This is a genomic window from Methylobacterium sp. BI1, assembly GCF_056680125.1.
Genome location: NZ_CM155267.1, coordinates 1,293,967 through 1,312,770, shown reverse-complemented (window position 1 = coordinate 1,312,770; position 18,804 = coordinate 1,293,967). Strand labels below are relative to the sequence as shown.

General features: G+C 69.9%; 20 protein-coding genes and 1 other RNA gene. 11 read left to right on the top strand and 10 right to left on the bottom strand.

The features are described from left to right. Window positions 1-8: 8 nt before the first annotated feature. Both AC1MGR_RS06375 and gap read right to left on the bottom strand, forming a co-directional pair. Complete coding sequence (locus tag AC1MGR_RS06375) at window positions 9-476, bottom strand: hypothetical protein (protein WP_480234019.1); 468 nt, start codon at window positions 474-476, stop codon at window positions 9-11. A gap of 70 nt (window positions 477-546) precedes the next feature. Beyond that, window positions 547-1,554 carry a type I glyceraldehyde-3-phosphate dehydrogenase gene (gap, locus tag AC1MGR_RS06370; protein WP_108039253.1) on the bottom strand — a complete coding sequence of 336 codons (1,008 nt, stop codon included), beginning with the start codon at window positions 1,552-1,554 and terminating at the stop codon, window positions 547-549. Between the two features lie 427 nt (window positions 1,555-1,981). On the opposite strand from gap, the gene AC1MGR_RS06365 reads away from it, so the two are divergent. The 7 genes from AC1MGR_RS06365 (at window position 1,982) to AC1MGR_RS06335 (ending at window position 6,521) form a co-directional block, all read left to right on the top strand. Further along, complete coding sequence (locus AC1MGR_RS06365) at window positions 1,982-2,263, top strand: DUF4164 domain-containing protein (protein ID WP_108039255.1); 282 nt, start codon at window positions 1,982-1,984, stop codon at window positions 2,261-2,263. A 36-nt stretch (window positions 2,264-2,299) separates the two neighbouring features. Beyond that, window positions 2,300-2,659 (top strand): cell division protein ZapA, encoded by a 360-nt coding sequence (locus AC1MGR_RS06360; RefSeq protein ID WP_108039257.1) that lies wholly within the window; start codon window positions 2,300-2,302, stop codon window positions 2,657-2,659. Between the two features lie 122 nt (window positions 2,660-2,781). Then, a non-coding RNA gene (gene ssrS / locus AC1MGR_RS06355) (6S RNA) lies at window positions 2,782-2,940 on the top strand. Continuing rightward, window positions 2,930-3,538 (top strand): 5-formyltetrahydrofolate cyclo-ligase, encoded by a 609-nt coding sequence (locus tag AC1MGR_RS06350; RefSeq protein ID WP_480234018.1) that lies wholly within the window; start codon window positions 2,930-2,932, stop codon window positions 3,536-3,538. The genes ssrS and AC1MGR_RS06350 overlap by 11 nt, the downstream gene beginning before the upstream one ends. A gap of 9 nt (window positions 3,539-3,547) precedes the next feature. Further along, a complete protein-coding gene (locus AC1MGR_RS06345; RefSeq protein WP_480234017.1) occupies window positions 3,548-4,369 on the top strand; it encodes a TIGR00282 family metallophosphoesterase in 822 nt (273 codons plus the stop codon). A gap of 141 nt (window positions 4,370-4,510) precedes the next feature. After that, window positions 4,511-5,506: a MotA/TolQ/ExbB proton channel family protein gene (locus AC1MGR_RS06340; RefSeq protein WP_108039261.1), complete on the top strand. Its 996-nt coding sequence runs from the start codon at window positions 4,511-4,513 to the stop codon at window positions 5,504-5,506. A gap of 1 nt (window position 5,507) precedes the next feature. Beyond that, window positions 5,508-6,521: a peptidoglycan -binding protein gene (locus tag AC1MGR_RS06335; RefSeq protein WP_480234016.1), complete on the top strand. Its 1,014-nt coding sequence runs from the start codon at window positions 5,508-5,510 to the stop codon at window positions 6,519-6,521. Window positions 6,522-6,530: 9 nt separating this feature from the next. On the opposite strand, the gene AC1MGR_RS06330 is transcribed toward AC1MGR_RS06335, so the two are convergent. The 3 genes from AC1MGR_RS06330 to AC1MGR_RS06320 all read right to left on the bottom strand — a co-directional run bounded on the left by AC1MGR_RS06330 (window position 6,531) and on the right by AC1MGR_RS06320 (window position 8,964). Further along, the gene (locus tag AC1MGR_RS06330) at window positions 6,531-6,908 is read right to left on the bottom strand and encodes a hypothetical protein (protein ID WP_480234015.1); all 378 of its coding nucleotides are present in this window, start codon (window positions 6,906-6,908) and stop codon (window positions 6,531-6,533) included. A gap of 10 nt (window positions 6,909-6,918) precedes the next feature. Continuing rightward, entirely contained in the window at window positions 6,919-8,442 is a 1,524-nt protein-coding gene (locus AC1MGR_RS06325) for a S10 family peptidase (RefSeq protein WP_480234731.1), read from the bottom strand. Window positions 8,443-8,511: 69 nt separating this feature from the next. Continuing rightward, complete coding sequence (locus AC1MGR_RS06320; protein ID WP_480234730.1) at window positions 8,512-8,964, bottom strand: DNA polymerase III subunit chi; 453 nt, start codon at window positions 8,962-8,964, stop codon at window positions 8,512-8,514. 301 nt (window positions 8,965-9,265) lie between these two features. On the opposite strand from AC1MGR_RS06320, the gene AC1MGR_RS06315 reads away from it, so the two are divergent. Then, window positions 9,266-10,177: an alpha/beta fold hydrolase gene (locus AC1MGR_RS06315; protein WP_480234014.1), complete on the top strand. Its 912-nt coding sequence runs from the start codon at window positions 9,266-9,268 to the stop codon at window positions 10,175-10,177. 172 nt (window positions 10,178-10,349) lie between these two features. After that, window positions 10,350-10,580 carry a hypothetical protein gene (locus AC1MGR_RS06310; RefSeq protein ID WP_480234013.1) on the top strand — a complete coding sequence of 77 codons (231 nt, stop codon included), beginning with the start codon at window positions 10,350-10,352 and terminating at the stop codon, window positions 10,578-10,580. 8 nt (window positions 10,581-10,588) lie between these two features. Here the strand turns inward: AC1MGR_RS06310 and AC1MGR_RS06305 are convergent, their stop codons facing one another. The 5 genes from AC1MGR_RS06305 to tpiA all read right to left on the bottom strand — a co-directional run bounded on the left by AC1MGR_RS06305 (window position 10,589) and on the right by tpiA (window position 15,129). Beyond that, a complete protein-coding gene (locus AC1MGR_RS06305; RefSeq protein WP_108039272.1) occupies window positions 10,589-10,891 on the bottom strand; it encodes a hypothetical protein in 303 nt (100 codons plus the stop codon). A 195-nt stretch (window positions 10,892-11,086) separates the two neighbouring features. Next, entirely contained in the window at window positions 11,087-12,715 is a 1,629-nt protein-coding gene (locus AC1MGR_RS06300; protein WP_108039273.1) for a CTP synthase, read from the bottom strand. A gap of 190 nt (window positions 12,716-12,905) precedes the next feature. Continuing rightward, window positions 12,906-13,328: a preprotein translocase subunit SecG gene (gene secG / locus AC1MGR_RS06295; RefSeq protein WP_108039275.1), complete on the bottom strand. Its 423-nt coding sequence runs from the start codon at window positions 13,326-13,328 to the stop codon at window positions 12,906-12,908. Window positions 13,329-13,533: 205 nt separating this feature from the next. Further along, the gene (locus AC1MGR_RS06290; protein ID WP_480234012.1) at window positions 13,534-14,292 is read right to left on the bottom strand and encodes a GNAT family N-acetyltransferase; all 759 of its coding nucleotides are present in this window, start codon (window positions 14,290-14,292) and stop codon (window positions 13,534-13,536) included. Window positions 14,293-14,364: 72 nt separating this feature from the next. Beyond that, complete coding sequence (gene tpiA, locus AC1MGR_RS06285) at window positions 14,365-15,129, bottom strand: triose-phosphate isomerase (protein ID WP_108039279.1); 765 nt, start codon at window positions 15,127-15,129, stop codon at window positions 14,365-14,367. Window positions 15,130-15,304: 175 nt separating this feature from the next. Between tpiA and AC1MGR_RS06280 the strand changes: the two genes are divergently transcribed. Together AC1MGR_RS06280 and trpE are read left to right on the top strand one after the other, a co-directional pair. After that, entirely contained in the window at window positions 15,305-17,209 is a 1,905-nt protein-coding gene (locus AC1MGR_RS06280; protein WP_480234011.1) for a peptidylprolyl isomerase, read from the top strand. A gap of 6 nt (window positions 17,210-17,215) precedes the next feature. After that, window positions 17,216-18,739, top strand: a complete 1,524-nt coding sequence (gene trpE, locus AC1MGR_RS06275) for an anthranilate synthase component I (RefSeq protein WP_480234010.1) — start codon at window positions 17,216-17,218, stop codon at window positions 18,737-18,739. Window positions 18,740-18,804 lie beyond the last annotated feature (65 nt).

The following is an 18,804-nucleotide window of genomic DNA, read 5'->3' as shown; positions in this document are numbered from 1 at the left end:
CGGAGCGATCAGCGCGGGGGAAGCATCGCATCCAGGTGGAAGCGCTGGGCCGCAATGGTCAGCGCGACCGTGAGAACGGCGGTGATGATGGCGGTGAGTACGAGCGCGCCGGACCCGGGCAGGCCGCGGGTGCGGTCGGCGATCGCACGGACCTCGCTGCGCAGGGCGGAGAGGTCACTCTGGCGGGCTGCCTCGTTCATGCGGCCGGCGGCGCCCTCGACCTTTTCTTCGACGCGCGACAGCAGCGCCTCGGACCGAGCGTACTTATCCTCGATCCGCGAGCACTTGTCCTCGATTCGGGCAAGCTGATCGCTGCCCAACGTGCTGCCCTGCGACGGCAGAGGTTCAGCCTTTCCCAAGACGACGGGGGTCGTGGGAGCGGGAGCGGCGGGAATTGCCGCCGGCGCAGATGCCGGCGGCGGGGGTGCTGAGGTGCCTGGAACGAAGCCGCGTCCGGAGGGGGAGGTCTCTGTCATGTCAGGCACACCCTGCTGTCTTCGCGTGGTCTTCGAGAGCGTTCGATCCGTCAGAATACGGCGATGCGGCTCAGAGCAACTTGCCCATCGCCACGGCCGTGTCGGCCATCCGGTTCGAGAAACCCCACTCGTTGTCGTACCAGGACAGGATGCGCACGAAGGTACCGTCCATGACCTTGGTCTGATCGAGATGGAAGGTCGACGAGTGCGGATCGTGGTTGAAGTCGATCGAGACGTTGGGCTGATCGGTGTAGGCCAGCACACCCTTCAACGGACCGTCCGCAGCAGCGCGGATCGCGTTGTTGATCTCCTCGACCGTGGTCTGGCGCTTGGCGGTGAAGACGAGGTCGACAGCCGAGACGTTCGGGGTCGGCACTCGGATCGAAGTTCCGTCGAGCTTGCCCTTAAGCTCCGGGAGCACGAGACCAACGGCCTTTGCGGCGCCTGTCGAGGTCGGGATCATCGATAGCGCAGCGGCACGGGCCCGGTAGAGATCCTTGTGCATCTGATCCAGTGACGGCTGGTCGTTCGTGTAGGAATGGATCGTCGTCATGAAGCCGCGTTCGATCCCGACGAGATCGTTCAGAACCTTGGCCACCGGCACGAGGCAGTTGGTGGTGCAGGAGGCATTCGAGATGACGAGATGATCGGCCGTGAGCTTGTCGTGGTTGACGCCGTAGACCACCGTCAGGTCGGCTCCATCGGCAGGTGCCGAGACGATAACGCGCTTGGCCCCGGCATCGAGGTGGGCCTTGGCCTTTTCCTTCGAGGTGAAGATGCCCGTACACTCGAGGGCGATGTCGACGCCGAGTTCGCGGTGCGGCAGCTCGGCCGGATTGCGAACGGCGGTGACCTTGATGCGCTTGCCGTCAACGACGATGAAGTCACCATCGACTTCGACCTTGGCGTTGAAGCGGCCGTGGATCGAATCGAAGCGCAGCAGGTGGGCATTGGTCTCGACGGGGCCGAGATCGTTGATCGCCACCACCTCGATATCCTGGCGGCCGGCCTCATGGATGGCGCGCAGAACGTTGCGGCCAATGCGTCCGAACCCGTTGATGGCAACCTTCACCGACACGGCGTGAGTCCTTCCCATAATCGGGCGCCGGCCACGCCGCACCCTCCAGCAAGTTGATCGTCGCGGCTTGCCCGAACGGCAGGCCTCGATCGGTTGCCCGCTCTGTGCGAGTCCCGATTGAACGACAGATGAACTGCCGCGCAGGCTCGGGCGCGCGATCGCAGCCGAAGACCGAGGTAGCGCGCGGCAGGACGGTGCCCAGAACAGCGGACAGGGTCCCTGCCCTCTCGTCTGAGCGCGTCGCGTGCTGCCGTATAACCGGTCTGCGGGCGGCCGGTCTCTAACATGGTGACAAATCGAGGCAAAGGTCACATGGCGCGACGCCGGGGGTGGATAACCGTTTCACGGTGGATACCGTGCAGATGTTCGAGCATGGCGTGAACGCTTTCGTTCGATAGAAACAGGTAGAAGAGAAGGGCACCCCTCCGTGAGCCAGACCATCGATCTGGCGCTGCAGCGCCTCGAAGCCGTGCTTTCACGACTGGAGGGGGCGGTGACGCAGCGTTTCGAGGCCGAGCGTGACCCGAGCAACCTGGAAACGGAGCTCGCGATCATGGGCGAGGATCGGGCGAGGCTTGCCGCCGAACTCGATGCTGCCAGCGCTCGCCTAGCGGAAGTCGAGGCGACCTCGACCGATATCGATCATCGCCTCGGGCGGGCGATCGACGCCGTCGAGGGCGTGCTGACACCAGCCCGTGCCCTCCGCTAAGTACCGAACCACAACGTCCCAGCGATCCCACGCCCGATGCCTCAGATCAACGTCACCATCGACGGCAAGAATTACCGGATGGCCTGCGCCGATGGTGAGGAGGCGCACCTCACCGCCCTCGCGGAGGGGCTCGATGGACGGATCAGCGAGATGCGTCAGTCCTTCGGCGAAATCGGCGACATGCGCTTGCACGTGATGGCCGCTCTGATGCAGGCGGACGAATTGCAAGACGTACAGGGACGCCTGGCTGCGCTGGAGCAGGAAGCCGCCGCACTGAGGACAACAGTGGAATCGGCCGAAGCGGTACGCGCGACCGCGGAGGAGCGGATTGCTGAGGGACTCGTGCGCTGCGTTGAGCGCATCGAGCGGCTCGCCCACGTCATCTCGGCCGGCTGACGATCTCGATCGCCGGTATACACATCTCCGAAGCGTCGCAGCGCCAGCCTCGTCCGGGATTTCTGCGGGTCGGACCGATGCCCCCCCTGGCGCCAGCTGCGTGCCGACGCTACATGAGACCGGCGGGGCTGCCGGGTCCGTCAGGAGAACTTATTCCCCGGGGCCTTATCGACTCCCCAGGGAGCTGTCCCTGGCCTTGTCCCTGGACTTGGCCAACACGGCGCCCACCTACATTGTAGGTTTCCCGGGATCGACACTCCAACGGCTCACGTGGCTCCGCACTCAGATCTTTCTCCCTCCGAGACATCCATTCCCGCCTTCAAGGCGGCCTTGCGCAACGAGGCCCTAGCGCGCCGTGATGCACTCCGGGACGAGCACCGCCGAATTGGTTCGATGCGGATCGCCGAGACGGTGATGACGATCGAGGCGCTGGCGGAGGCCGAGATCGTCGGGGCTTTCTGGCCCATCCGCAGTGAAGTCGATCCGCGTCCCCTCGCTCGCCTCCTGTTCGCACGTGGGCAGCGCATCGCACTTCCGAAGGTCACGCCCGACGGATTGGTGTTCCGGGAATGGCGCGAGGGCGAGGCCCTCGTCGCCGGTCGCTTCGGGCTCAGCGAGCCACACGACGACCTGCCGCCTCTTGATCCCACTGCGCTCCTCGTGCCGCTGGCGGCCTTTGATCGGCGTGGCCATCGGATCGGCTACGGGCGCGGTTACTACGACCAGGCGATCGAGCGTCTGTCGCGGAACGGCCCCGTGCTCACCATCGGGATCGCCTTCTCGGTCCAGGCCGTGGATACCGTGCCCGCGGAGCCGCACGATCAGCCCCTCGATCATCTCATCACCGAAGCAGGGCCTGTCCCGCTGATACGGACCTGACGTCCTGCAATGCGCATCCTCTTCCTCGGCGATGTGGTGGGCCGTCCTGGCCGGACCGTCATCTCGCACCGGCTGCCGGGCCTCCGTGAGCGTTGGCGCCTCGACTGCGTCGTCATCAACGGCGAGAACGCCGCGGGGGGCTTCGGGCTGACGGAAGCGATCTGCGACGAACTGCTTCAGGCGGGAGCCGACGCGGTGACGCTCGGCAACCATTCGTTCGACCAGCGCGAGGCCCTCGTCTTCATCCAGCGGCAGACCCGCCTGGTCAGGCCGGCCAACTATCCGCCGGGTACGCCGGGCCGCGGAGCCACGGTGATCGAGACCCACAAGGGCGCTCGCGTGCTCATCCTGAACGTCATGGGCCGGCTCTACATGGATGCCCTGGACGATCCCTTCGCTTCGGCAGAGCGGGAACTCTCGGTCTGTCCCCTGGGCGCGGTGGCGGATGCGGTCATCGTCGACGTGCACGCCGAGGCCACGAGCGAGAAGCAGGCCTTCGGTCATTTTCTCGACGGCCGAGCCAGCCTCGTGGTCGGCACCCACACCCACACGCCGACCTCGGATCACAGGATCCTGCCCGGCGGCACCGCCTATCTCTCGGATGCCGGCATGTGCGGCGACTACGATTCGATCCTCGGCATGCAGAAGGACGAGCCCCTGCGCCGGTTCCTGCAGAAGACGCCCGGCGCCCGCCTGGAAGCGGCCCAGGGCGAAGGGACGCTCTGCGGCATCGCGGTGGAGACCGACGACGCGACGGGCCTCGCCAGGAGCGTGGCCGCGGTGCGCCTCGGACCGCATCTGGAGGAGGCCTGGCCGCGGGCGTGGGATTAGCCGGCGTACCGCAGCCCCCATACACGGGACGACGCCACGCCCGACTTGATCAGCGCCGAACCACCCTGCAATGTGCCGGCGCGTTCGCCCCGCACCCTGCGCGCGGGCCGACAGTTCCGCGTTGAGAGTGTGCCCGAGCCGATGGCGACCCCCCCCGCACCCGCGACGATCGCCAAGCCGGGCATCTACCTCGTCCGGATGCTGGTATTCCTGATTCTGGTCGGCTTTCTCGCCTTCGTCCTGTTTCGGCAGATCACGCCGGCGTTCCTTGCCAATCCGGGCCTGAACGGACTCATCCTCGGGGTCCTGCTCATCGCCGTGCTGCTGGCCTTCGGGCAGGTGGTGCGGCTCTATCGGGAGGTGACCTACGTCAATGCCGTGGCGGCGGGCGAGAGCCCGAGCCGGCCGCCACCCCTGATGGCGCCCCTGGCCCCCGCCATCGCGGCCCGGCACGACGGAATTACCTTGCCGACCAGCCGCGCTTTCCTGGACACGGCGGCTGCGCGCCTCGACGAGGGCCGGGAAATCCTGCGTTATGTTTCAGGTCTCCTGATCCTGCTGGGCCTTCTCGGCACGTTCTGGGGCCTGATCGACACGCTGAGCGCGGTCGGCTCGGTCATCAAGACGATGCGGGGCGGCGGCGAGGCCGCGGCGATGTTCGACGAGCTGAAGAACGGCCTCGCGGTGCCGCTCTCCGGCATCGGTCTCGCCTTCTCGGCTTCCCTGTTCGGCCTGGCGAGCTCGCTGATCATCGGCTTCCTCGACCTGCAGGCCGGGCAGGCCCATGCGCGCTTCCACAACGAGCTGGAGGACTGGCTTCTCTCCGGCGAAATACCGCAGGGTCGTGTCGAGGTCGCGGCCCCGGCGAAGGCGCAACCCATGTCACCCCCGACACAGGATCCCACCAGCGCCCGCGAACTGAAGGAGGCGGTGGATCGCCTGACCGCCGTGGTGGCGGAGGGTGCCAACGGGCGGGTCGCCACCCAGGCCATGACGAATCTCGCGGAAGGCATCCAGGGGCTCGTGCAGCACATGCGTGCCGAGCAGCAGATGATTCGCGACTGGGTCGAGGCCCAGGCGACCCGCGAGCGCGAGCTGAAGCAGGTGCTCGAGCGCCTGGGTCGCGAGCGGAGCTGACATGGCCTCGACCCGCGGTCGCCGCGACCGGAGCCTCAACGTCTGGCCGGGCTACGTCGACGCCCTCGCGACGCTGCTGCTCGCGGTCGTCTTCCTGCTGACGATCTTCGTGGTGGGCCAGTTCTTCCTGTCCCAGGAGATCAGCGGCCGCGACTCGGTGCTGACCCGGCTCAACCGCCAGATCGCCGACCTCACGGACCTCTTGGCCCTGGAGCGCTCGACCCGGAAGACGCAGGAGGAGCAGGCCTCGTCCCTGCGCAGCACCCTGCTCGGGGCGCAGGCCGACCGGGACCGGCTCAAGGCGCAGGCCGAGGCGTCCCAGGGCGCGGCCGGGCGCCAGGGCGAGATCGACAGGCAGCTGGCGGCCGAGCGCGCCAACACCGCCCGGGCCGTCTCGCAGATCGACCTCCTGAACGAGCAGATCGCGGCGATGCGCCGGCAGCTCGCCGCCCTCGAGGACGCCCTGGCGGCCTCCGAGAATCGGGACCGCGAGAGCCAGGCCCGCATCGCCGATCTTGGAAGCCGTCTGAATGTGGCCCTGGCCCAGAAGGTCCAGGAGCTGGCGCGCTACCGCTCGGACTTCTTCGGCCGCCTGCGCCAGATCCTCGGCAACCGCCCCGACATCCGCATCGTCGGCGACCGCTTCGTCCTGCAATCCGAGGTGCTCTTCCCGGCGGGCTCCGCCAGCCTGAAGCCGGAGGCCGGGCCGGAACTTGACCGCATCGCCGGCGCGATCCTCGACCTCGCCAAGCAGATCCCGGCCGACCTCCCCTGGGTGCTGCGGATCGACGGCCATACCGACGCCCGGCCGATCGCCAGCGCGCAGTTCCCCTCGAACTGGGCGCTGTCGGCGGCCCGCGCCATCGCGGTCGTGCAGGCCATGGTCGCCAAGGGCATCCCGCCCCAGCACCTCCTCGCGGCGGCCTTCGGCGAGTTCCAGCCCATCGAGGCCGGGACGACCGAGGAGGCCTACGCCCGCAACCGCCGCATCGAGATAAAGCTCACCGAGCGCTGAGCCGGACCTTCACTTGACGATGCGGTCGAGGCGGTTGTTGACGAAGAAGTACAGCTCCTTCGCGCCGGGCTCGTTGTAGAGCACCTGCACCTCGCGGCCGGCGCGCCCCTCCCCCACCAGCACGTCGGTGGGCGGCTTGCCCTTCAGCCGGACGAGGTCGCATTCGCCGATGCCGATCTCGATCGCGGCGGCTCCGGCCGGTGCCGGCGCCGTGCAGGTGCCGTCCCCCGTCAGGACGGGTCCCTGGAAGGTCGGGGCCGGGGCGGGCTTCGGCACGGCGACGGGGAGCGGGTCCGGCGCCCGGGTCTCGGTGCTGGTGCAGGCGGACAGGCCGGCGGCCGCGAGCGCGGCCAGGACGAGCAGGCGCGGATGGAGAAGAGCGGGCAAGACGGGGTCCTCAGCGCTGCGCGGGGCTCCGCGCGCTGAGCGCGGCCGCGTAGAGAGCCGCCGCATCCCGATGGAACGCGGCGCGCGAATCCGGTCGGGAATAGAACATGTGCCCGCCCGGGTACACGGCGAGATCGAGGCGTCCGCCGCCATAGGCCGGCATCTGGTCGATCAGGAGCTTCGAGGCGAAGTACGGTGTGACGAGGTCGGTATAGCCGTGGGCGACCAGGACCCGCATGTTGCCGTCGAGGGAGAGCACGCCGCGGAGGGCGCCGAGGGATTCGGGGGCCGAGCGCCCGCCGCCCCAGGTCCAGCCCCGGTTCACCGCCCCATTGAGCAGTTCGTAGCGCAGGTCCGGCACCCGGTAGTTCAGAGTGTCGTTGTAGAGCGCGATCATCGCGCTGGTCAGCGGCGCCTGGAGCGCGGTGAGCAGTGGGTCCTCGAAGCCCGAATGGGCCGCGTTCGGATCGGGGTCCCATCCGGTCACGCCGGTGTCGTAGGCGCTGGCGACGCGGCCGGTGTCGCGCCCGATCTCGCGCTGAACGCTCTGGCCGGAGAGCCGCCCGGCCTGGCGCCGGACGAAGCTCGGGTCGAGCCCCGCCAGGGCACCGACCCGGTCGCCCAGCCGCGCCACGGCGGCGTTGTCGGACGGCCCCTTGAGGAGATCGGCGAGGTAGGGTCCGGTGGCGTAGGCCTCGGCATCCGCCATGGTCTCGCGCGTCGGGACGCCGCCCGCCCGCTCGATGGCGGCGGCGGCGAAGGAGGGCAGCTTGATCACGTGGCCCCAGGGGGTCGTGCGGGGCGCCTGCAGCCAGGCGAAATCCAGCACCGGCGAGAGCAGAACCATGCCCGACAGGCCGATTCCGATCTCCTCCTGCAGCTTCGCGGCGATCAGCGGTCCCCGGAAGCCGCCGTAGCTCTCGCCGACGTAGAATTTCGGCGCGGCCATGCGGTCGTTGGTACGAAGCCAGCGGGCGATGGCCGAGGACAGCACGGACGCGTCTGCGTCGATGCTCCAGTAGCGCTTGGCGTCGCCGTCGGCCGCGCGGCTGTAGCCGGTGCCCACGGGATCGAGGAAGACGAGGTCGGTGAAGTCGAGCCAGGTCCCGTCGTTGGGCACGAGGCCGATCGGCGCCGAGGGGCTGATGCTGGCCCCCTCCACCGGCAGGCGCCAGGGTCCGATCGCACCGATGTTGAGGTAGGCCGAGGCGGCGCCCGGCCCGCCATTCACCGCGAAGGTGACCGGGCGCGCCGCATCCCCCTTCCGGCTGCCGCCTGGGCCGGCCAGCGTGTAGGCGATGAAGGCGATCTCCGCCTGGAGCTTGCCGGCCTCGTCGACCAGGGGCAGGCTGCCGGCGCGCGCGGTGAAGGCGAGCGTGCGGCCGTCCGGCAGGGTGACGCTGTGCTCGGTGACGGAATCCGCGGGGAGCTTGCCGCCCTGGGTGGGGCGCGGCTCCGGCGCCTTTCGCGCCTCGGCCGGACGCTCGCCCTGGAGGGCGGGCTGCGCCTGCAGCGGCGGGGTCGCGATCAGCATGGCCGCGAGGCCGATGGCGAGACGTCTCATGGCAATCCTCTCGGCGGTGGTCGGAATGGCAAGGCGCCGTCAGGCCTTCTTTTGCCAGCGGCCGTCGTCGTCCTGCTGCCAATAGGCGATCGTATGCCCGGCGGCCTTCGCCTCCTTCCACTGCTCGCGGGCGCGCAGCAGGGATTCCTGGTCGGTGCCGTCGAACAGCACGCAGATGCGGGCATAGTCGGCGGCATCGGCCGGAAGGTCGGCGCCCTCCACCAGGAAGCGGATCGAGGCGGCGTTCGGGTTGACATCCTTCAGGGTCAGCACGACGGGCTGGCTGGCCGCATCGCTGTCGCGGTCGGTCCCGTGCGGCAGGAAGCTGTCGTCGCTGTAGGTCCAGAGCTGGTCGTCGAGCGCCTGGAGCCGCTCCTCGCTGGCGGCCTGGATGGCCGCCCGCCACTGGCGCTCCAGCGAGCGCTCCAGAAGGTTCGGAAGCACCTTCTCGAGGGGCTGGTTCTGGAGGTGGTAGAACAGGATCTCGGTCACAGGCTGCAAGGTAGTCGACCGCGGCGCCAATGCCAGCGCCATGGCCGCGCCCCACGCCCCTTCCGGCGGGCGGACCCGCGCGTGAAAACCGCGCAGGCGCGTCCTGAAGACAGAACCCGGCGCACCCGCGTGGGTAAGCGTTTCGCGGACGCGGATGGCGATCCGCCGGACAAGTCGGGGGACGAGACACCATGCGACACCGGAATGCTCGGACCGATCACCGGGGGGTGCTGGACACGTCGAGCCGATGCGCGGGCGTCACGACCCCACCCCGCGCCGATCATGACGGGTCCTCGTCCTGATGGGGATCGGCCCCATCGACAGCCCGGCCGGGTGGATCTCGCCGGCGGTCTCCCGCCGCCTCGTGCCGCGATCGACCATCGACCTGCAGGACGGGCGGACGCTCGCCTACGCCGAAGCCGGGACCGGAGCGCCCGTCGTGGTCATCCACGGCACGCTGATGTCCCTGGAAGACCTCTGGCTCGGACCGGTGCCGCACCTCGCCGCACAATTCCGGGTCATCGCATTCGACCGCCCGGGCCATGGGTTCAGCCGCCGCCAGGGCGCCGCCGACGCTCATCTCTGGCGGCAGGCCGCCCTGATCCGGGACGGCGTTCGGGCGCTCGGCCTGGAGCGGCCGATCATCGTCGGGCATTCCTTCGGCGGCGCGGTGGCGCTCGCCTACGGCCTTCAGTTTCCCGATGAAATCGCGGGCGTGGTCGCCTTGGCGCCGATCTGCTTCCCCGAACCGCGCCTGGAGCACCTGCTGTTCGGCCCGCGGGCGGGGCCGGGTGGGCAAGTGGCGTCGGACCTCCTCCAGCGCACCGTGGACCCCGCACTGCTGCCGCTCCTGTGGAACGCGATGTTCCTGCCGGCCACGATGCCGCCGGACTTCGCCGCCGCCAATCCGTTCGGGCTGGCCGGTACCGCGGACCAGCTGGTGGCCGAAGGCGAGGACGCCGCCGGCCTCATGGCGGGGCTGACCCGGAACGCGTTGGCCTATGCGACCTGCCGGGTGCCCGTCCGCATCCTGGGCGGTGATTCGGATCTCGTCGTCAACACGCCGCGGCACGGCTACTGGGCCTCGTGGCGGATTCCCGGAGCCGATTTCACCCTCCTGCCGGGGACTGGCCACATGCTGCATCACCAGCATCCCGAGGCGGTCCTCGCTGCGATCCGCGCCCTCGCCGGTCACGTTCGCGCGAAAGCCTGATCCGAATCGCGTCGGGCGCGTTTCCGCTCAGCCTTCGTCAACCGAAGGCCATTATTGCAGTGCACATGCAACCCGCCGACGGCAGGCCCCTGCCCGCCGCGCGGCTCTCCATCCCATGTCGAGCCGCATCCCGAGGCCGGGGTGCCGAGCCACCAGCCAAGGATCTCATCCCGTGAGCTTCACCGTCAGCGCGCGCGTCTCCGACCGGTGCTTCAGTTTCCGCCACAGCTCGATCCTGGGCGCCGTGGAGCAGGGCTGGTCGCTGATGACCGCGGGGATGACCGAGGTGCGGATCACCGATGTCGCGGGCCGCGTCCATTGTCCGAACGCCCTGCACCAGCACCTGTTCGGGCCGCGCGAGCCGGTTCTGCCCGCCGCGGCCGTCATCAAGCTCGCGGCCTGAGCCGCGCCTCAGCGCCGGACGGTCTTTCCTCCGAAGGTCGAGAACGACTCGTCGATGACGCCCTTCCGGGCGTCGTCGGCTTCGACCCGTACCTGGATCGCGCCGGTCAGCGCAGGCTCTCCCTCGGTCTCGCCCTTCCGCTGCCCGTCTTCCAGGTCGCCCCCGGCCTGTTCCGTTCCGGCGCTGTTGCGGTCCCCCGCCGAGACGACCGTGATCGCCTTCCGGTCGAGCCCGTGCTCCTGGACGAGGTGCTCGACGCTCATCTCGGCGTCGCGGCGGGTCTCGAAATCGGCGGTGAAGATCGGCGGCATGCTGTGGCTCCCTGCGGGCCGTCAGGGCCCGTGTCCACAGTCAATGGAGCAGCCGGAGCGACGTTCCCCTCTCGGCCGGGCGTCGCCGGATCAGGCACCGATGCCGCGCGTCCCCGTCACGGCCCCGGGGATTCCACCGAGCCGCCGCGGCAGCCCTGGGCTTCGCGCGCGCCGCGAGGCAGGCCGGGTTTCAGATCAGACCAGGCGGCTCTGGACCATCGCGGCACCGACGAAGCTCTCGAACAGCGGATGCGGCTCGAAGGGCCGGGACTTCAGTTCCGGGTGGAACTGCACGCCGATGAACCAGGGATGCCCGACATGCTCAACGGTCTCGGGCAGGAGCCCGTCCGGCGAAAGGCCGGAGAAGCGCAGGCCCTTGGCCTCCAGGCACTCGCGATAGGCCATGTTGACCTCGTAGCGGTGGCGGTGGCGCTCGGAGATCTGGGTGCTGCCGTAGATCTCGGCGATCTTCGAATCCGGCCGCAGGCTGGCCTGGTAGGCGCCGAGCCGCATGGTGCCGCCGAGATCGCCGGCCGCGGCGCGGCGCTCGAGCTCGTTGCCCTTCAGCCACTCGGTCAGGAGACCGACCACCGGCTCGCTGGTCTCGCCGAACTCGGTCGAATTGGCGTCCGCGACCCCGGCGAGCGACCGGGCCGCCTCGATCACCGCCATCTGCATGCCGAAGCAGATGCCGAAATACGGGATCTTGCGCTCGCGGGCGTAGCGGGCCGCGCGGATCTTGCCCTCGGCGCCGCGCTGGCCGAAGCCGCCCGGGACGAGGATGCCGTGGATGCCCTCGAGGAACGGCGCGGGGTCCTCGCGCTCGAAGACCTCGGCCTCGATCCACTCGAGGTTGACCTTGACCCGGTGCGCGATGCCGCCGTGGGTCAGCGCCTCGGTGAGCGACTTGTAGGCGTCCTTGAGGCCCGTGTACTTGCCGACGATGGCGATGGAGACCTCGCCCTCGGGGTTCTTCACCCGCTCCGAGATGGTACGCCAGCGCGACAGGTCCGGCTCGTCCTGCGAGGGCAGGCCGAAATGCGCCAGCACCTCCCGGTCGAGGCCGGCCTCGCGGTAGGAGAGCGGCACGTCGTAGATCGAGGCGACGTCGCGGGCCTCGATCACGGCCGTCTCGCGCACGTTGCAGAACAGGCCGAGCTTGCGCCGCTCGTCCGTGGGGATCGGCCGGTCGCAGCGGCAGAGCAGCATGTCGGGCTGGATGCCGATGGAGCGCAGCTCCTTCACCGAGTGCTGCGTCGGCTTGGTCTTCAGCTCACCGGCGGACGGGATGTAGGGCAGCAGGGTCAGGTGCACGAAGGCGGTGGCGCCGCGGGGCAGTTCCTGCCCGAGCTGCCGGATCGCCTCGAAGAACGGCAGGCCCTCGATGTCGCCGACCGTGCCGCCGATCTCGACCAACACGAAGTCGAAGGCCTCGTTGCCCTCGAGGACGAAGTCCTTGATCGCGTTGGTGACGTGCGGGATCACCTGGATCGTCGCGCCGAGGTAATCCCCGCGCCGCTCCTTGGTGATGATGTCGAGGTAGATCCGCCCGGTGGTGATGTTGTCGGCGCGGGTCGCGGGCAGGCCGGTGAAGCGCTCGTAATGCCCGAGGTCGAGGTCGGTCTCGGCCCCGTCGTCGGTGACGAAGACCTCGCCGTGCTGGGTCGGACTCATCGTGCCCGGGTCGACGTTCAGGTAGGGGTCGAGCTTGCGCAGGCGGACCTTGTAGCCCCGGGCCTGCAGCAGGGCCGCGAGGGCGGCCGATGCGAGACCCTTGCCGAGCGAGGAAACCACGCCGCCGGTGATGAATACGTACCGCGTCATGGGCCTCGGTCCATAAACAAGGGAGAACGATTCGCCAAACAACAAAAACGCCTATCCCCCGCGAAGCCTGCGCATGCGCGGTGGGGGCATCGGTCGATCGGCATTGCGACGATGATCGGCGTCCGAACCCTCGGACGCCGCGGTCAGGTCCCGGTCGAGGCCGGCGCCCGTGGGGCCGCCGGCCGGCCGATCAGCGCGACTGCGGGGCCTGCGGCACGGCCGGCTGGGCCGGCGCGGTCTCGGGAACCTGCGCGGGGGTGCCGGGCTGCGTGCCCGGCTGGGCGCCGCCCTGCCCCCGCAGGGTGTCGAGCAGGTTGCCGGCGTTCGGCTGGGTCGCCGGCTGGCTGGTCCCGGTCCCGTCCAGGATCGAGCGCGGGGCCGCGCTCCGGTGCGACAGGATCGCCAGGGCCATGCTGGTGGTGAAGAACAGGGCCGCCAGGATGGCCGTCGCGCGGGTCAGCGCATTGGCCTGGCCGCGTCCCGTCATGAAGCCGGCGACGCCGCCGCTGCCACCGCCGCCGAGACCGAGGCCGCCCTCGGAGCGCTGGAGCAGGACCACGGCGATGAGGCCGAGGACGACGATGAGATGGATCGAGATCAGAACGGTCTGCATCGGGTTTCCGGAAGCTTCATCCGCCGCGCGCCGGTTCCGATGAGAGACCCGGGCACGGGTGCGTTACGGGCCGGAGAGTCCTGGCACCGCCGACATATCCGCGGGGCCATACACCAGATGGCCGCGCGCGCCAACCGGACCGGGGCTTCGGCGCGCGTCCGGCGCGACGGCTTTTCCGACGCCGAAGGGAATCGCGCGGGAAGCCCTAGTCGCGTCGGCGGTAGCGATAGCCGTAGAGGTTGCGGGAAAACCCGAGCCCGGCATAGAGCGCCCGCGCCGGCGCGTTCCCGGCGACCACCTGCAGGCAGGCCCCGCTCGCCCCCGCGCCCCGTGCCCAGGCCATCAGCGCCACGATCAGGCTGCGGGCATGCCCCGCCCGGCGATGGGACGGGTGCGTCGCGACGGATTCGAAGACGAGGATCCCGCGATGCAGGACGCCGTAGGCGACGGCGATGGTCCGGCCGGCCTCGATCCGCCGGGCGAACATCCGGGGCAGGATCAGCGACGCGATGGACTCGCGATACGTCCGCAGGGCGAGCGCGGACGCCGCGCCCTCGCAGGCGGCCCGCGCCTCCAGCCACGCCGCATCCGGCGCGGGCGCGAGGACGACGTCGGCGGGCCCTTCGCGATCGCCCGGCGGCAGCGCCGCGAAGAGCGTGCAGGTCTCGCCCTCGGACCGATATCCGAGCCCGTCGAGCAGGGCATCCATCTCCGGGACGAGATCCGGGACCCGGACGATCAGCGGGCGCCCGAGGGTCCGGTAGACGATCTCGGCCTCCGCGACGACGCGGGCGGGATCGTCGCGCCAGCCGCGCAGGGGATTGAGCGAGTTCGTCCGCCGCGTCGGACCGCCCGAGGCCCGCAGGACCCAGCCGCCGAGGCCGATCTCCAGCGGCGAGGGGCGCGCGTTGCGGCAGGCCTCCTCGACGGCCCAGGCCCGATCCGCGTCCGATTGCCAGATCATGTCCACCGACGAATCATGGGGCCGCTCCCGCCGAAAGAAACCCGGCGCAGACGGGCGGTTCGAGCCCGGACCTCAGCGCAGGTAGGCGCGGGCGATGCCGAGGAAGTCGTCGGCGACCAGGCTGGCGCCGCCAACCAGCGCGCCGTCGACGTTCTCCACCGCCATCAGCTCGCGGGCGTTGCTCGGCTTGACGGAGCCGCCGTAGAGGATCCGCACCTTCTGCGCCTCGGCGCCGATGAGCTGGCCGAGCATCTCGCGCAGCGAGGCGTGGACCTCGGCGATGTCCGCCGGGGTCGGGGTCAGGCCGGTGCCGATCGCCCAGACCGGCTCGTAGGCGATGACCGTATCCTTCGCAGTCGCCCCCTTCGGCACGCCGATCGCGAGCTGCGCGCGCACGATGTCGAGGGTCCGGCCCTCCTCGCGCTCTTCCTTGGTCTCGCCGACGCAGATGATGCCGCAGAGGCCCGCGCGGCGAGCGGCCAGCGCCTTGGCGTGGACGCCGTCATCGGTCTCGTGGTGGTAGGCCCGGCGCTCGGAATGGCCGACGATGACGTAGGAGGCGCCGAGATCGGCCAGCATCTCCGCCGAGATGCTGCCCGTGAAGGCGCCGTTCGGCTTGGCGTGGAGGTTCTGGCCGCCGATGGCGATCGGCGAGCCGTACGCGGCCGCAACGCAGGAGGCGATCAGCGTCGAGGGCGGGCAGATGAGGACGTCCACCGTGTCGAGCAGGTCGGCGGTGAGGCCGTTCCGGACGGCTTCCACGACGGCGACCGAGCTGCGCAGGCCGTTCATCTTCCAGTTGCCGGCAACCAGCGGCCGTCGCCCCGACTTCGTCATCCGTCCCTCGCTGTTATGGCTTCGCTTCGCGCTCGCGCCGGCCCTAACAGAGCCTCCGGAAGGGCGCAAACCGCGAACGCCCTTTGCGGTGACAGCGCGGATGGTCTATCGCGGGCGACCTTCCCAGGAATGACGGGCGCTTCCGGCGCCCACGCGACGGGTACCCGGACGTTCGATGCTGCAGAACATGCGCAAGGCCAGCCAGCACTGGCTCGGCAAGATCATCCTCACGGTGGTCTTCACCTTCCTGATCGCCGGCGTGGCGATCTTCGGTGTCGAGGAATTCTTCCGCGCGGGCTCGTCCACCAGCGTGGCCACCGTGGGCCGGGCGCAGATCTCCGCCGAGACGGTGCGCAGTGCCTATCAGAACCAGCTCCAGCGCTACCAGAGCCAGACCCGCCGCACCCTGACGCCGGACCAGGCCCGGGCCCTCGGCATCGACCGCCAGGTGCTGGCGCAGCTCGTCAGCGAAGCCTCCCTGGACCAGCAGACCGCCGCCCTCGGCCTGAGCATCCCCGATGCGGCCGTGCTGCGCGCGATCCAGGAGGAGAAGAGCTTCCAGGGCGCCGACGGCAAGTTCGACCCGGCCCTGTTCTACCAGACGCTCCAGCGCGCCGGCATCAACGAGGCGACCTTCGTGCGCGAGCAGCGCTCCGTCGCCGCCCGCCTCCAGCTCGCCGAGGCGGTCGCGGCCGACCTGCACGTGCCCGAGGCCCTGCGGGAGGCCGTGCACCGCTACACCACCGAGCGCCGCTCGGCCGCCCTGATGATGCTGCCGCCCTCCGTGGCCGGCGAGATCCCGGCGCCCTCCGAGGAGGCGGTCAAGGCGTATTACGAGGACAACAAGTCCGCCTTCCGCGCACCGGAGGCCCGCGCCGTCACCCTGCTGGTCCTCGACCCGCAGGCGATGGCCAAGCCGGAGGCCGTGACCGCCGAGGAGATTGCCAAGCGCTACGAGTCCGAGAAGGCGCGCTACGGCACGCCGGAGCGTCGCACGATCCAGCAGATCGTGTTCCCGGATCAGGCCGCCGCCGAGGCGGCCCGGAAGGCGATCGAAGCCGGCGAGAAGCCCTTCGAGGCCGCCGCAGCCGAGACCGGCGCCGATGCCAAGAACCTCTCCCTCGGCACGCTCTCGAAGGCGGAGCTGTTCGATCCCGCCGTGGCGGACACCGCCTTCGGCCTGCCCCTGAACGCCGTGAGCGCGCCGGTGAAGGGCCGCTTCGGCACCGTCCTGCTGCGCGTCACCGCCATCGAGCCGGAGACGGTGAAGCCCCTGGCCGACGTTTCCGCGGACATCGCCAAGACCATCGCGTTGGAGCGCGCCAACAGCGGCATCGACGCGACCCACGACGCGATCGAGGACCAGCGCGCGAATTCGAAGCCGCTCGCCGACATCGCCAAGGAGCGCGACCTGCCGCTCAAGACCATCCCGGCCGTCACCGCGCAGGGCCTCGATCCCGCCGGCAAGACCGTCGAGGGCATCCCGGATCGCGACACCACCCTGACCGCCCTGTTCCGGGCCGAGATGGGCGGCGACAACGAGCCCCTGCGCACCAAGACCGGGGGCTACATCTGGTACGACGTGACCGGCATCGACCGGGCGCACGACAAGCCCCTCGACGAGGTGCGCGACGATGTCGTCACCCGCTGGCGCGCCGCCGAGGTCCAGAGCCGGCTGCTGGCGAAGGCCAAGGCGCTGACGGAGCGCCTCGACAAGGGCGAGACCGTCGAGGCCGTCGCATCGGAAGCGGGCCTGAATGTCCAGACCCTCACAGACCTCGCCCGCAACCAGGCCCAGGGCGATCTGACGGCCGAGGTGGTCAACCGCGTCTTCGCCACGGCCGTCGACAAGTCGGCCTCCGCCGAGGCCGGCGAGAGCCGCGCCCTGTTCAAGGTCACGGCCGCCACGATGCCGGCCTTCGTTCCCGGCTCGTCGGAGGACGAGGCGATCACCAAGCGCTTCCAGCCCACCATCGCCGACGATGTCCTGGGCCAGTACATCGGCGACGTGCAGACCTCGGTGGGCGTGACCGTCAACCAGGCGGCCTTCCGCCGGGCGATCGGCGGCGGCGAGTACTGAAAAGAGATGTCCGAGGACTCAGCTTTCGCGGCCTTCGTCGACGCCTACGAGGCGGGCCGTCCGACCCTCCTCAACATCACCCTGGTGGCGGATCTCGAAACGCCCGTCGCCGCCTTCCTGAAGCTGCGGGCGCAGCACGGTGGAACGGCCTTCCTGCTCGAATCCGTCGAGGGTGGCGTCGTGCGCGGGCGCTACTCGATGATCGGGCTCGACCCCGACTTGGCCTGGCGCTGCCGCGACGGCCGGGCGGAGATCGCGCGCGGTCCCGAACTGTCGACGTTCGTGCCCGAGGATGCCGCCCCCCTCGCGAGCCTGCGGGCCCTGATCGCCGAGAGCGCGATCGGTGCGGAGCGCGACGCGGATGTGCTGCCGCCGATGGCGGCGGGCCTGTTCGGCTATCTCGGCTACGACATGGTCCGGGCCATGGAAGCCCTGGGAGACCCGAATCCCGATCCGCTCGGCGTGCCGGACGCGATCCTCGTGCGCCCCCGCCTGATGGTGGTCTTCGACTCGGTGCGCGACCTCATCACCGTGGTCGGCCCGGTCCGCCCGGCCGCCGGAATCGGCGCGCGCGCCGCCTACGAGGCGACGCTGGGCCGACTGGAGCGGGTGGCCGAAATCCTCGAAGGCCCCCTCCCCGTCGAGGCGCGGATCGACCCGCGCGCGATCGCCCATCCGGAACCGGTCTCGAACACGACCCCGGACGAATACCTGGGGATGGTCGCCCGGGCCAAGGAGTACATCGTCGCCGGCGATGTCTTCCAGGTGGTGCTGTCACAGCGCTTCGAGGCGCCCTTCACCCTGCCGGCCCTTGCCCTCTATCGATCCCTGCGCCGGACCAACCCGGCCCCGTTCCTCTGCTACCTCGATTTCGAGGCGTTTCAGCTCGTCTGCTCCTCTCCAGAAATCCTGGTCCGGGTCCGGGACGATCGCGTCACCATCCGGCCGATCGCCGGCACGCGCCGGCGCGGTGCCACGCCCGCCGAGGACCGGGCACTGGCCGAGGAACTGCTGGCCGATCCGAAGGAGCGCTCCGAGCACCTCATGCTGCTCGACCTCGGCCGCAACGATGTCGGCCGCGTCGCGCGCATCGGCAGCGTCACGGTCACGGGCTCGTTCTTCCTCGAATTCTACAGCCAGGTCATGCACATCGTCTCGAACGTCGAGGGCGACCTCGACCCGAAGCACGATGCGCTCGCCGCCCTCGCCGCCGGCTTCCCGGCCGGAACCGTCTCCGGGGCCCCGAAGGTGCGGGCCATGGAGATCATCGACGAACTCGAGCGTGAGAAGCGCGGCCCCTACGGCGGCTGCATCGGCTATTTCGGCGCGCGCGGCGAGATGGATACCTGCATCGTGCTCCGTACGGCCCTGGTGAAGGACGGCCGCATGCACGTGCAAGCCGGGGCCGGCATCGTCTACGATTCCGATCCGGCCTCCGAGCAGCAGGAATGCGTCAACAAGGCCAAGGCCCTGTTCCGGGCGGCCGAGGATGCGGTGGTGTTCGCGAGCCGGGCCCGGCGGGGGCAGTAGAGGTCAGCGCAGGCACGGGTTGACCGCTCCCGTGTGTTGACCGCTCCGGGGAGTCCGGTCAAACC